Annotated in this window: 12 protein-coding genes; 2 read left to right on the top strand and 10 right to left on the bottom strand. The window is 52.2% G+C overall.

Annotation, left to right across the window (positions count from 1 at the left end; all coding sequences use genetic code 11):
* Nucleotides 1-117: 117 nt before the first annotated feature.
* Both ACWKXX_RS10145 and ACWKXX_RS10150 read right to left on the bottom strand, forming a co-directional pair.
* Complete coding sequence (locus tag ACWKXX_RS10145; RefSeq protein WP_261666233.1) at nucleotides 118-1,410, bottom strand: glycoside hydrolase family 28 protein; 1,293 nt, start codon at nucleotides 1,408-1,410, stop codon at nucleotides 118-120.
* Nucleotides 1,411-1,514: 104 nt separating this feature from the next.
* Nucleotides 1,515-2,273, bottom strand: a complete 759-nt coding sequence (locus ACWKXX_RS10150; protein WP_261666234.1) for a DeoR/GlpR family DNA-binding transcription regulator — start codon at nucleotides 2,271-2,273, stop codon at nucleotides 1,515-1,517.
* An 86-nt stretch (nucleotides 2,274-2,359) separates the two neighbouring features.
* On the opposite strand from ACWKXX_RS10150, the gene ACWKXX_RS10155 reads away from it, so the two are divergent.
* Together ACWKXX_RS10155 and tam are read left to right on the top strand one after the other, a co-directional pair.
* Nucleotides 2,360-2,944: an NUDIX domain-containing protein gene (locus ACWKXX_RS10155; protein WP_017382349.1), complete on the top strand. Its 585-nt coding sequence runs from the start codon at nucleotides 2,360-2,362 to the stop codon at nucleotides 2,942-2,944.
* An 84-nt stretch (nucleotides 2,945-3,028) separates the two neighbouring features.
* Nucleotides 3,029-3,787: a trans-aconitate 2-methyltransferase gene (gene tam, locus ACWKXX_RS10160; protein WP_261666235.1), complete on the top strand. Its 759-nt coding sequence runs from the start codon at nucleotides 3,029-3,031 to the stop codon at nucleotides 3,785-3,787.
* Between the two features lie 6 nt (nucleotides 3,788-3,793).
* On the opposite strand, the gene ACWKXX_RS10165 is transcribed toward tam, so the two are convergent.
* The 8 genes from ACWKXX_RS10165 to ACWKXX_RS10200 all read right to left on the bottom strand — a co-directional run bounded on the left by ACWKXX_RS10165 (nucleotide 3,794) and on the right by ACWKXX_RS10200 (nucleotide 12,685).
* The gene (locus tag ACWKXX_RS10165) at nucleotides 3,794-4,984 is read right to left on the bottom strand and encodes a cytochrome c biogenesis protein/redoxin (protein WP_261666236.1); all 1,191 of its coding nucleotides are present in this window, start codon (nucleotides 4,982-4,984) and stop codon (nucleotides 3,794-3,796) included.
* 135 nt (nucleotides 4,985-5,119) lie between these two features.
* Nucleotides 5,120-6,415: an ATP-binding protein gene (locus ACWKXX_RS10170; RefSeq protein WP_261666237.1), complete on the bottom strand. Its 1,296-nt coding sequence runs from the start codon at nucleotides 6,413-6,415 to the stop codon at nucleotides 5,120-5,122.
* Complete coding sequence (locus ACWKXX_RS10175) at nucleotides 6,412-7,152, bottom strand: response regulator (protein WP_017382353.1); 741 nt, start codon at nucleotides 7,150-7,152, stop codon at nucleotides 6,412-6,414. The genes ACWKXX_RS10170 and ACWKXX_RS10175 overlap by 4 nt, the downstream gene beginning before the upstream one ends.
* A 44-nt stretch (nucleotides 7,153-7,196) precedes the next feature.
* Nucleotides 7,197-8,192, bottom strand: coding sequence for an alpha/beta fold hydrolase (locus ACWKXX_RS10180; protein WP_023303737.1), 996 nt, complete (start codon nucleotides 8,190-8,192; stop codon nucleotides 7,197-7,199).
* Nucleotides 8,193-8,326: 134 nt separating this feature from the next.
* Nucleotides 8,327-8,554: a GNAT family N-acetyltransferase gene (locus ACWKXX_RS10185; RefSeq protein WP_254909581.1), complete on the bottom strand. Its 228-nt coding sequence runs from the start codon at nucleotides 8,552-8,554 to the stop codon at nucleotides 8,327-8,329.
* An 11-nt stretch (nucleotides 8,555-8,565) separates the two neighbouring features.
* Nucleotides 8,566-10,773, bottom strand: a complete 2,208-nt coding sequence (locus tag ACWKXX_RS10190; protein ID WP_163294039.1) for a peptidase domain-containing ABC transporter — start codon at nucleotides 10,771-10,773, stop codon at nucleotides 8,566-8,568.
* Nucleotides 10,773-12,026 (bottom strand): HlyD family secretion protein, encoded by a 1,254-nt coding sequence (locus ACWKXX_RS10195; protein ID WP_032624257.1) that lies wholly within the window; start codon nucleotides 12,024-12,026, stop codon nucleotides 10,773-10,775. The genes ACWKXX_RS10190 and ACWKXX_RS10195 overlap by 1 nt, the downstream gene beginning before the upstream one ends.
* A gap of 14 nt (nucleotides 12,027-12,040) precedes the next feature.
* Nucleotides 12,041-12,685 (bottom strand): CPBP family intramembrane glutamic endopeptidase, encoded by a 645-nt coding sequence (locus tag ACWKXX_RS10200; RefSeq protein WP_261666238.1) that lies wholly within the window; start codon nucleotides 12,683-12,685, stop codon nucleotides 12,041-12,043.
* Nucleotides 12,686-13,036 lie beyond the last annotated feature (351 nt).

A 13,036-nucleotide genomic window follows, 5' to 3' on the forward strand; every position in this document is an offset into this window, starting at 1 on the left:
CCATATTTAACATAATATACATTATGCGCACTAAGATTAATTAAGAACAAATCCAGCCGTTTCGGGCCCATCCTTGTTCTGCTCATTCAGCGAATTATGTCCATCGATTCTATGCCCTTAACGTTCATAACTGTCGTTACAGTCATGCGTGTTCTCCACGGCAGTCACCTGTACATCCTTAAAGTGCAACCCATCCACACCTGAAATTTTCCCGAACTCTGACGCGTCAATAAAAATACCCTCCAGCGTTAACCCGGCCACAGGACGCTCCGGATATCCCTCAATGAAAAATGCCCGCGAGAAATTTTTGTTGTCTGAGCGACGCGCCGACATATTTTTAATCGTCAGTCCGCTGACCGCAGTAAGACCGGCTTCGCCCTCGACGCCATCAGCCAGCTTGCGCCAGTGTTCAGGTTTATCAGATAAATTGCTCTGGTCGCCATAGCTGTACTGCGGAAACCAGTTCAGCTGGATCAGCACCGGAAAACGCACGTCCATAAGCCGTAAATTTTGGACGGTGATATCACGGATAAATCCGCCCCGGTTGCGGGCCGACTTAATGCGAAACCCGACGCCCGTACCGTTAAACGCATTATCTTCTATCAGGACGCGTTCAATGCCGCCAGAGGTTTCGCTCCCCAGCGTGATCCCGGACCCCTTATTCAGCGTACATCCGCGAACCACTATATCCCTTGCGGTACGTGCTTTTTGCGCCGCTTCGCGTCCTCGTCCTGATTTTATGCAGATATTGTCGTCATTACAGGAAACAATGCAGCGTTCAACCCGCACCTGTTCACAGGAATCGATATCAATCCCGTCGGTGCTCGGCCCCGCAGAATTGCTGATTTGCACGCCCTCAACCGTGATATGGCGCGAATAACAGAGGTGCATGTTCCAGAATCCGGACTCCCGACTGGTAAAATCACGCAGCAGAATGCTCTGGCTTTCAAAGACCAGAATATTGCGCGGGCGCTGACAGTCGTAATCAACCACCCAGCGCAATCCTCTGGCGCTGTAATCGCCGACCATGCCGCTGCGCTCGTCATCGCCCCAGAAGCGTTGCCACCAGATAACACCCTGCCCGTCTATTGTGCCTGTACCGGTAATACTGACGTTTTCACAATCGATGATATTAATAATGCCTGCCGGCCAGCGCATATCAATGCCCGCCACCCGGGTGTTTATCAGGGGATAATCAGCCAGATCCTGGCTTCCAACGAGCTGTGCGCCAGCGTCCAGGCGAAGCGAAACACCGCTTTTCAGGAACAGTGCTCCGGTCAGAAAACGGCCTTGCGAAATAACAATGACATCGTTCTGTTGAGCGCTATTTATGGCCTGCTGAATGGCAGACGTTGACAGGCGTTGCGCGGTTGGGTCCGCGCCGCACGTCAGAATGGAGACCGCTTTCATGGCTTGTCCTTAAACAGATGAAAGCCTTAGTCTAGAAATCCGCGTGAAGGATAACCTTTGTCTGTTTGACAGCCACGCGGTCAGGCTGGCAAAAAAGCAGATATTTACTGGCTTGCGATCACCGCAACGCCCTTTTCTTTCAGAGCGCTCACCCAGCGTTCATCCGTTGTGTTTTCAACAACCAGCGTATTCACCAGCGACAGGTCGCCAATCACAAACGCCGAGGCCGTGTTGATCTTTTCCGGTGAGGCCAATACCACCGTTTCCGCCGCTCTGCCGGAAAATGCACGTTTGATGCACGCTTCTTCGTAATCTCCGGTGGTCAGCCCGGCCTCAGGATGGACGCCGGTGACCCCCATGAAGAACAGATCCGCATGAATATTATTGATGCCTTCAATAGCGGCCGCGCCGACCGTGACGATGGAGTGTTTATACAAACGACCACCAATCAGGATCACCTCTATGCATGGATGGTCGACCAGCCCCAAAGCGATACCCGGGCTGTGCGTCACCACGGTTATCCGTAAATCGGGTGGTAAGAACGTAATAAGTTCGGAGGTGGTCGTCCCGCCATCAATGATCACCACCTGCCCCGGTGAAATAAGCTGCGCGCCTCGCCGTGCCACGCGTTTTTTTGCATCCATTTTAACGGACTGACGCTCGGCAAAAGGCGCAATCGCTGACGATGCTGGCAGTGCGCCGCCGTGAACACGCTGCAAACGCCCTTCTGCCGCCAGTTCACGTAAATCCCGGCGGATAGTGTCCTCAGACACCGAGTAAAAGAGGCTGAGCGCAGTAGACTGGACCTGACCTTCCGCCTCCAGTTTTTCCAGAATCAACTGTTTACGCTGGCTTGTGAGCATGAATTATTCCTGCTGTTGCACGATATGCCTTGTATTTGCACGATAATGCTGTTTATGATGCTTACTCTACGAGAGGAGAGCCAAACGTGCAATCAAAACGTGCAGATATACGCATTATCAACAGCGAAACGTTGTCCGACAACTGGTATAACCTGAAAAAATATACTTTTGACCTCCAGCGCAGCGATGGCGACTGGCAGCGACAAGAGCGTGAAGTGTATGACCGGGGGAATGGCGCGACGATCCTGCTCTATAATCGCGACAGCAAAACCGTCATTCTGACGCGTCAGTTCCGTTTCCCGGTGTTTATAAATGGTCACGAAGAGGATCTCATTGAGGCGGCCGCCGGGTTGCTCGATAACCTTGACCCGGAAAGCCGGATTAAGGCCGAAGCGGAAGAAGAAACCGGGTATAAGGTGACGCGCGTAGAGAAAATTTTTGAGGCCTATATGAGCCCGGGCTCGGTTACCGAGAAACTCTACTTCTATCTGGCGGAATATCATCCGCAGGATCGGACCAGCGCGGGCGGCGGCGTTAAAGCAGAGGGAGAAGATATCGACGTACTGGAAATGACGCTGGACGACGCGCTTCGGGGCATTGAAAATGGGCAGATTGTCGACGGAAAAACCATCATGCTGCTCTATCACCTGGCCCTGAAAGGCATTTTATAATCTCACCATTAGCCAGATACCTGCCCCGGCGTAGGTATTTGCCTGTGCTATTCTTGCTGAACACCTCAACATGGAGATGCGAAAATGGACGACTGGGATCCCTCTCTTTATCTACAGTACAGCGCAGAACGCACACGTCCCGCCGCTGAGTTGCTCGCCCGGGTGCCGCTTGCTGACATAACCTCTGGCGTGGATTTGGGCTGCGGGCCAGGCAACAGCACCGCGCTGCTGAAACAGCGCTGGCCTTCTGCGCAGATCGCCGGCGTGGATAATTCCCCGGCCATGCTGGAGGAAGCCCGACAGGCCCTGCCAGACTGCCACTTTGTTGAGGCGGACATCCGGCACTACAAACCTGACCAGCCGCTCAGCCTGATCTACGCCAACGCCTCACTGCAATGGATCCCGGACCATTACCACCTTCTGCCACACCTGGTTTCGCTGCTCCAGTTAAACGGCGTGCTGGCGGTGCAAATGCCTGACAACTGGCTTGAGCCGACGCACGCCCTGATGCGTGAAGTTGCCTGGGAACAGGGCTACCCCGATCGTGGCCGCGAGCCATTGCCGGGTATCCATGCCTACTACGATATTCTGACGGAAGCGGGATGCGACGTGGATATCTGGCGCACCACTTACTTCCATCAGATGAGCTCTCATCAGGCGATTATTGACTGGGTCAGCGCGACAGGGTTACGCCCGTGGTTACAGGAACTCAACGAAAGCGAGCAGAAAAACTATCTGAAACGCTATCTTGAGCTGCTGGAAGAGCAGTATCCGCTCCAGGAGAACGGGCAGATACTGCTGGCTTTTCCGCGCCTGTTTTTGGTGGCTCAGCGGGTTCCGTAAGCCGGATCAGGAACGCGCTTCCTTGAGCAACTGCTGAATCACGGCCTCCTGCTTGTCATAGCTCCCCTCGCCAAACGCGGTGTAACGCAGTTGCCCTTTCGCATCGAAATAGTAATGTGCGGGCCAGTACTGATTTCCGAACGCGCTCCAGATTTTGTAGTTATTATCCGTCACTACGCGGTACGGCAGCTGCCATTTATTGACCGCGTTTTTCACCGATGATAACGGCTTTTCCCAGGGGTATTCCGGGGTGTGGACACCAATCACCACCAGACCTTCAGACTGATATTTCTTCGCCCAGTCACGCACATGCGGAAGGGTATGCTGGCAGTTGATACAGTCCCAGGTCCAGAAATCGATAAGCACAACTTTCCCGCGCAAGGCCTCAGACGTGACAGGGTCACCGTTTACCCAACCCGTACCGCCGCTTAATGACGGTAGCTGGCTGCCCGGCGTCGCGTCAGCGACCGGTTGCAGTTTCACCTGCGTGGAGGTTGGTTGCGCAAGGCTCAACAGGGCGTTTTCCAGCTGGTCGGCAACACCGTTGGCGCCTTTCAGGGCTGAGGTCGTTCCGCTGGCGTTGAACGCAACGGCGGCTAACATCATCACTCCCGCTCCCTGACGCAAACGTGCCATCAATGCGGATTTGGCTCTCAGAGGGGTTATCAGCTTACGGCCCCCCGCGACAAGCAGCCCCAGCATCAACGCGCACCCGCTGCCGTAAGCGGCTAACAGCGCTCCGGTTGCGATGGCCGAGTGGCCCGCAATATTAATGCTGAAGATCGCCCCGAGAATCGGTCCGGCACAGGGGGACCACAGCAGCCCAACGGCCAGCCCTGCCAGAAAAGCCGAAACCAGGCCGCGTCGCTGCATGCTGTGGGTGTTGAGAACGTTTCCCGCGCTGACCGCCGGGCGGGCAATGCGCTGAGCGAACTGCGGGAAGATCAGGGCCAGGGCGGCAATGCTCAGTACCAGCAGCGCAATCCAGCGACCGATAACGGTGGCGTCAGCGATCCACTCGCTGGCAACCGTTACTACCATCGCCACCAACATGAACATCACAATCATTCCCGCCAGAAGCGCCAGAATGTGTTTGCGCTGCCCCTGAAAGCCGGCGAACAGCAGAGGAATGACGGGAAGCGTGCACGGACTGAGCAGGCTAATCATGCCGCCTAAAAAAGCGATTATCATAAACATAACGACCTCACGATACGGTTGCTGCGAAGATGCAGTGAAGTCATTTCATCGTACGAATGTGTTCAGGCCGTGTTTGAAAAGCTGGATTTTGTCTGCCTGCGTATCGGCGCGGGGTGCAGATACACAGGCGTACAATTAACCGCGCGGAAGGATCACGCTTACGGCCAGCCCTCCCTCTGCCCGGTTTGCAAGATGCAATTTCCCGTCAAGCTGGGCGGTGAGCTGCGCGGCAATGGCGAGGCCTAACCCGGTGCCGCCCGTTTCCCGGTTGCGCGACGTTTCAACCCGGTAGAACGGCTGTAACACCGCCTCCAGTTCTGCCTCCGGGATGCCAGGGCCGTTATCCATAATGCGGATCGCTACCTGCCTTTCATTTTCATCAATCTCTATTACCGCGCTATCGCCAAACTTCAGCGCATTATCGAGCAGATTGGTCATTACCCTGCGCAATGCCTGGGGGCGAGTGACGATCGGCAGACGCGCATTGCGTGCATGAAACTGCACGTTTTTACCAATGTCCTGATAATCACTGGCGATGCTGTTAACCCACGCATTCAGCTCCAGCTTCAGCGTGGTCTCTTCCAGGGATTCTGATGACCGGGCATAGGCAATCACCTCCCGTACCAGGCGCGACATATTATCCAGGTCGCTCAGCAGCTTATCGCGGAGTTCGGGCTGATCCGCCATTTCGATCCGCAGCTTCATGCGCGTGATGGGCGTCTGAAGATCGTGAGAAATGGACGCCAGAATCTGCGCGCGTTCACGCAGATAGGTCTGTATCCGCGACTGCATCTCATTAAAAGCGTGCGCTGCCTGGCGCACCTCAACCGGACCTTTTTCAGTCATCGGAGAATGGGCCGCAGGATCGAGGGAATCAACCGCGCGCGTGAATTGCAGGAAGGGCCGGACAACCTGGCGCACGGCAACCCAGGAGCAGAGCGCGACAAGTAACAGCTGAAGAACCAGCACCACGGGCAACCAGCTGGCGACAGGCGGCATGCGCGGGATCAGATCGATGGTGAGCGGTGCGCCGTCGCGGAGCGTCAGATGGGCCTGAATATGGGAAATCGGCCCCGGCACCGCCGTAAAGTGGAGCGGATATTGTGCTGAAAGCGTCTCTTTCAGGGTGCGAATCGCGTCCCGCGAGCGCTTGTCCGTTGGCGCGGCGCCTGCCTCGCCGGGGCCAAGGATATAACGATAATTACCGCGACTGAGCCGTTCCAGCCACTCTGGCCGCTCTTTGGCCGGAAGCCGGTCGAGAATGGCCACGCTGGTCGCCACGTCGTTCTCAAGATTGCCCAGCATAACCGTACGCGCGCTGCGCATTCGCTCAACCATGACCAGCGTCAGGCTGAGCGCGTTAGCCAGCAAGAGTCCAAGCAGCACAATGATCAGCAGCCGGGCCAGTAAGGTGCGGGGCCACAGCGTCATTCATTGGCCTCGACGATGGTCACCGGCATGGTAAAAACATAGCCTTCGCTGCGAACGGTTTTAATGTAGGCGGGCGTGCGGGCATCTTCATTCAGACGCTGTCGCACGCGGCTCACCAGGAGATCAATCGAACGCTCAAACAGCTCGGCATCACGTCCCTGCGTCAGGTTCAGCAGCTGGTCGCGGGTCAGCACCCGTTGAGGATGATCGAGGAATACGCGCAAAAGGCGATATTCCGCCCCGCTGAGCGCCACAACCATACCCTCGTTATCAATCAGATGACGCGCCACGGTATCCAGCTGCCATTCCCCGAACACCACCAGGCGCCCTGCCTCGGTCACCTGAAGATTAGGCGGCATAGTACGAAAACGACGCAGGATAGCTTTGATACGCGCCAGCAGTTCGCGGGCCACAAACGGTTTGACCACGTAATCGTCGGCGCCCATCTCCAGCCCCAGGATCCGGTCCGTGTCCTCGTTGCGCGCGGTGAGCATCAGGATCGGCAGATCTTTATGCCTGCTGCTGCGCAGCTGCCGACACAGCGTCAGGCCATCATCGCCGGGCATCATCACGTCCAGCACCACCAGGTCGATATGCTGTTTGTCGAGCACTGCGCGCATCTCTTTCCCGTTCGCCGCGCCAGAGGCGTGGTAGCCGGATTTCACGAGGTAATCGACAATCAGTTCACGAATATCCCTGTCGTCATCGACGACAAGGATGTGATCAATATGCTCCACCGCAGGCTCCTGATTAAGAGGTAACGGATTGAAAATAGCACATATCAGAGCTTATCCGCGTCGACAACGGCGTTAACAAAGTCCTGCGGATCTTCCTGCGGCGGGTTGTGGCCAACCGTTGCGCCGAAAGTACGGTGCTCATATTTTCCGGTGAATTTCCCCGCATAGGCGGCGGGTGCAGGATGTGGTGCTCCGTTGTTACCGCCCTCGATGGTGATGGTCGGCACCGTAATGTTCGGCAGCGTAGCCAGCTTTTGTTCGTAGGCGTCATATTTCTGCTCACCCTTCTCCAGCCCCAGACGCCAGCGGTAATTACTGAGCGTGACGGCAACGTGGTCCGGATTATCGAGGGATTTGGCGCTCGCATTGAAGGTGGCATCGCTGAATTTCCAGTCAGGCGAAGCCTGGGACCAGATCAACCGGGCAAAATCGTGCGTATTTTTAGCATAGCCTTCCGCACCGCGTGGCGTGGCGAAATAGAACTGATACCACCACTGAACCTCTGCCTTCGGCGGTAAAGGCTGTTTGCCAATCGCCTGGCTGCTGATCAGGTAGCCACTTACCGAGACCAGCGATTTCACCCGTTCCGGCCAGAGCGCCGCAACGATATCCGCCGTACGCGCCCCCCAGTCATAACCGGCAAACACCGCCTGTTTGATATTCAGAGCGTCCATCAGGTTAACGATGTCTTTTGCCATTGCCGCAGGCTGGCCGTTTCGCGGCGTTTTATCAGAAATAAAGCGCGTGGTGCCGTACCCGCGCAGGGACGGCACAATGACACGATACCCCTTCGCAGCCAGCGCGGGGGCCACGTCTGCATAACTGTGAATGTCGTACGGCCAGCCATGCAGCAGGATCACCGGTTGCCCCTCTTTTGGCCCGATATCGACGTAACCGACGTTCAAATCGCCAGCGTTAATCTGTTTAACCTGGTTAAAGGCCGACGCGTAATCCTTACCCGTCGCTTCTGCCTGACAGGACATCACGATGCCAAGTGAAACGGTCAGGGCGACGGCTGAGTATGCGAGTTTATTAAACATGATGTTATCTCCGGGTAAGTTCAGTTGACGGAGATATAACACCATGCGTTTGTATAGGAGATGTGTGCGGATGCGGTTTTATTGCATACCTGTGTATGTATCACAGACGCAGATACAGTGTGATACAAACCCGGTTAAGGGGTGATTCGGTACCGGACGTAATCGTCGGCTTCACCATAGTGGTCATACAGCTTACGCGCCGGATTGTGCATGCGGGTTACCCAGTAGAGTTTTGACCACCCTTCCCGCTTACCCTCATCGATCAGGGCGTCGATAAGCGCTTTACCCGCCCCTGCGCCACGTTCGGCAGCGTCAACAAATAGATCTTCCAGATAGGGGTAAGTTTGGATATCGAAAATTATGTACGTTAAGGTTAATTTTTTGCCATCACGTCATTAGTATATTCACAAACAGACTCGCCATTATTGACTGTATGCTGGAGATTCAGCTCCGTTAAGTAGCCGTCTGCCAGATACAAAACCCGGTCTGCAGAGGCTATGGTTTCCGGGCGATGGGCTATCAGCAGAACAGGAAGCCCCAGTTGACGTAAGGTCTGGCTTATCCGGATTTCACTCTCAACATCAAGGTGGCTGGTCGCTTCATCCAGTAACAGGAATCCCGGTTTCTTGTACAACGCCCTTGCCAGCAGAATGCGTTGTTTTTGTCCTCCGGAAAGCCCTCCGCCGGTTTCACCAATCAGCGTCTGATACCCCATCGGCATTGCCATAACATCGCTGTCGATAAGTGCCAGTCTTGCGCACTGGATCATTCGTTCATAATTTCGGTCATCACTGAAAAAAATAATGTTATCTGCTACAGAACCTTTGAAAAGATGGTCATCCTGCAGTACGGTACCGATACGCTGACGAACCTGAAAATAATCCGGATGCGTATGCAATATGCCAAATGCCCTGATCCTGCCCTCATCAGGGATGTGGATCCCAAGGATAAGCTTCACCAGTGTCGTTTTCCCGCATCCGGATTTACCTGTAATGGCAACGACTTCTCCGGGATTGAGTGTCAGCGACACCCCGCCGATTATCGGATTTTCCCCTCCCTTGTGGCTGAAGATGATGTGCTCAAGTACTAGAGGAGCATGAGCATATTCATCCATCTCCCTGCGGGATACAGAAGGAATGTGCGAAGCGTTGTTATGCTCACGAAAAGGCTGTTGCTGAAGGCCTTCTGTCGTGGTCAGTACAATATCAGCCAGTCGTTCGTTGTAAACATCGAGCATACGCCAGGAAAAAAACTTATCAGTCATGCTACTGATACTGGAAGAAAAACGCGTCTGATAGGATAAATAAGCAACCAGCATGCCGACGGTGAAGGTTCCATTCAATACCTCCCCGGCGCCTTTCCACAAAATGATTGCTGATACCACGCTGCCGGTAAGAGTGTGAGCAATGTCATAGCACATCAGCAGACGGCTCTGACGCAACTGCGTATTTCTGCGGGCAACGTTGAGATTCAGCCAGGCGGCCTCACGATGTGCCGTCACACCGTTAATTCTCAGGCTGAGGATCCCGTTGAGTGTTTCAAGAAAATGCCCGGACTCCTTGGCACCTGCATCCCAGGCATCTTCTGCCGACTGTCGAAGGGACGGATACCACAGTGCCCTCAACACACCATAGAAAATGGCTGCAAGTACGGCGATCAATGTCATTTCAGGACTGTACAGCAGCATCATGCAAAGCGCAGTCACCACGAGCAACACATCCAGAATACCTTCCAGCACTTGCGTAGTCAGCGCCTGCTGGATGGTATCTACCGCCTCAAAACGAGCATTAATACTCCCCTTACTGCGTGCATCAAACCAGGCCAGAGGAAGATGGACCAGATGATGGAAAACCCGTGCTGTCCACTGCATGTTAAAATTGACGGACAGTGTAATACTCGCCCACTGGCGGGCCAGTGACAGCAGCATCTGGGTCAGTGACATCAGCAGAAGCGCAATAATAATGACGGTCAACAAACTCTGGTCGGCAGCCACCAGGACTTCATCAATCACCAGCTGGTTGAGAAGCGGGCTTCCCAGTGTCAGGATTTCGAGTGCCACGGCAAAAACGATAATTCGCGACATTGCCGACAACAGACCCGGTGTTTTACCTGTCAGTTGGCGCAGATGGATTTTTTTCCTTTCATCCCGAGCGGTAAAATCACTGGCTGGCATCAGCTCCAGCGCGACGCCGGTGAAATGTTTTCCAGCATCCTGTAGGGAGAGCGTTACTTTTCCCTTTTCCGGATCATGAATAACCAGCCTGCTTCCGCGAACTTTATGTAGCACAACAAAATGATTCATGTTCCAGTGGAGAATACACGGGAGAGAAAGGGATCTTAGGTCCTCAAGCTCCAGCCGAACTGCCCGGCTGGATAATCCGATACCGGCCGCACATTCAGTCAGTCTCTGCAGGGTCATCCCTTGTGAGCTGATACTGAAACGTTCGCGCAGTGTGGGTAAGTCTGTTTGCAGACCATGCCAGCAGGCCATCATGACCAGGCATGCCAGACCACATTCCGCTGACTCTGTCTGTCGGGTGAGAGGAAGCTGTTTTCTCCCGGTCCATTTAAGTGTATCCATCACAGCTTTCCTTTCAGGCTCCAGAGCGGCTCAGTCAGCCACTCCCACAAATTGCGGGTATCCAGGCTGACATCCCCCTCAAGAACCATGCCGGGGCGCAGGGCTTCCTGTTTCCCATAAGCCAGAATAAAAGTATTTTCAGGTTCAACGATGACGCGGTAATGACCTTCATTCTCCTTCCAGGTCACAGGAGATACGGAGAGTAAATCAGAAGATGTCAGCGTTGTATGGCTTATTTCACGGATAGTCCCGTACTGCACACCAAACTTCTGATAGGGGAAGGCAGAGAACCGCAGGGCAACACGCTGCCCCGCCTGAATAAAGCCAGCATTCTGACTGGTAGCATAGAGTTCTATCTGCAAACGGGCATTGTCGGGAATGAGGGTCATGACAGGTTCAGATGCCCTGACAGACTGTCCCTGCCTGACCAGCACGGCAGCAACGGTTCCGGATACCGGTGAAGTCAGCGTGAAATTTTCCTTACCTGCCAGTTCGTCCTGCTGTTGCCTGATCACCTGCAACTGCCTGTCCATTTCAGCCTTCCGGCTTTCACCCTGAACGATGAGATGGTCAAGGTCGTCTTTAGCAGCCTCCATCGCGGTGTGCAGTTGCAGAAGCCCCTGACGCTGATCCTCAACGTTTTGCTGTGACGTTGAAACGTCAATCTGCTTCTGCTGGTATTCGATATCTGATACGTAATGCGTATCAGCAAGTTTCTTATAGCGCTCCATAACAGACACGGCCAGCGCAGCCTGATGCACGGCAAGTGACAGACGCTTTTCTGCACTTTTAACCTGAGGTTTCAGGGAAACTATTCGCTGTTGTATGGCATGCTGCTGCTGACTGTTGTCACGCAATTCCAGGGTCTGTTGAGAAGTCAGCATTGTAAACTGAGTTTGTAGGGAAAGTCTTATAGCAGCGAGTGTACCTGCCCCCTGTTCGTTGAAATGTTCACCGCTGATATGATAAAGAGTCTCACCGGCAATAATGTGTTGACCTTCTGAGGCGGTCAATTTGGTTACGTAGCCAGCATATTGAGGAGTGATTTTTACCAGCCCGGATGAGGGCATAACGATTCCGGAAAGGTGAGCCTTACGTGTATAGCTACCATAAAGAATAAAGAGTATCAGGCACAGAAATATGAATAACGTTGTGAGTGCGCTTACTGATAAACCGAATGACGCAGGTAAGACAATCTCACCATAATCAGAATCTGTTTGATGATTTAAAGCCTCTTCCCTGAAGATATTCATATCCCAAATACTCTTCAAAAATTTAACGACAAAACAAAAGCATTCATGCACGAATGAATTATAATAGGATAAAAAAGCCCTCTGCTTCTTATTCTAACTATTAATAGCAATATTGACACCAAAAAAAGAATGGATTGATCTAAAATGTTATAATACTGTCCATGCATCAGACAAAAAGACAATGAAGTCAATATACATGGGATAATATACTTTTTATTAAAAATTGAGTGGAAAACACCGAAGATACAGCCCCTGTATATAATCTCCTCATAATATGGGACTACGAAGGTGGCTATTATAAATGCTATAAAACTAATATGGGAAGGTCCATAATGATATAAATTATCCCTGTAAAGATAAACATTATACTGAACCAGCAAAATGACAAACAACACAACAATAGAAAATTTTATTGAAGTTAAATCTTTACTTGGGCGTAATTTAAAACCATCCAACTTCCTTAAGTAAAAAATATACAAGAAAAATGCAATTGAAAATTCCGCAATAAACAATAAGAAAAATGACACATCGAGAGTAAGATAGCGGAGGGTTATGGATGGCGATAACGTAATTATTATTGAGATAACAGACGCAATAAAAAGAACAATTACGTTTTTCTTACTATAAATGAATGGATAGACATGCCTAAAGATTATCATGTTCAACCTATTATTAATTCATATTTTATATAAGAATCAACAAATATGGCTATGATATCGTAATCATTTTTTGATATCATGCACTTTAACTTCAGTGAACATTTGTAATGATTCCATTCTGCAACACAACAATTTTTATCGGAGTGTACTTTATTTACTTTTAAACCTATTCATCAAGTTAACGCCCCATCGAGTTACTGCTATTAATACAATCAACGCAATAAGAAACCTTGATATAATCCCTGGCCGTGATACTTCGTCAAACTCAAGAACTTCAGCGTATTTCAAAAGGGTAAATGCGATAATGAAAAAAAATAAGTAAATTAGGAAATTTAAAAATTGTTTCATGCT

The organism is Enterobacter sp. UPMP2061, assembly GCF_053709615.1.

Excerpts from the sequence above, each read along its gene's own strand:
- ACWKXX_RS10195 (WP_032624257.1), bottom strand. The coding sequence starts at position 12,026 with ATGAATATCTTCAGGGAAGAGGCTTTAAATCATCAAACAGATTCTGAT.
- ACWKXX_RS10165 (WP_261666236.1), bottom strand. The coding sequence starts at position 4,984 with ATGTTTATGATAATCGCTTTTTTAGGCGGCATGATTAGCCTGCTCAGT.
- ACWKXX_RS10145 (WP_261666233.1), bottom strand. The coding sequence starts at position 1,410 with ATGAAAGCGGTCTCCATTCTGACGTGCGGCGCGGACCCAACCGCGCAA.
- ACWKXX_RS10150 (WP_261666234.1), bottom strand. The coding sequence starts at position 2,273 with ATGCTCACAAGCCAGCGTAAACAGTTGATTCTGGAAAAACTGGAGGCG.
- ACWKXX_RS10200 (WP_261666238.1), bottom strand. The coding sequence starts at position 12,685 with ATGATAATCTTTAGGCATGTCTATCCATTCATTTATAGTAAGAAAAAC.
- ACWKXX_RS10180 (WP_023303737.1), bottom strand. The coding sequence starts at position 8,192 with ATGTTTAATAAACTCGCATACTCAGCCGTCGCCCTGACCGTTTCACTT.
- tam (WP_261666235.1), top strand. The coding sequence starts at position 3,029 with ATGGACGACTGGGATCCCTCTCTTTATCTACAGTACAGCGCAGAACGC.
- ACWKXX_RS10170 (WP_261666237.1), bottom strand. The coding sequence starts at position 6,415 with ATGACGCTGTGGCCCCGCACCTTACTGGCCCGGCTGCTGATCATTGTG.
- ACWKXX_RS10190 (WP_163294039.1), bottom strand. The coding sequence starts at position 10,773 with ATGGATACACTTAAATGGACCGGGAGAAAACAGCTTCCTCTCACCCGA.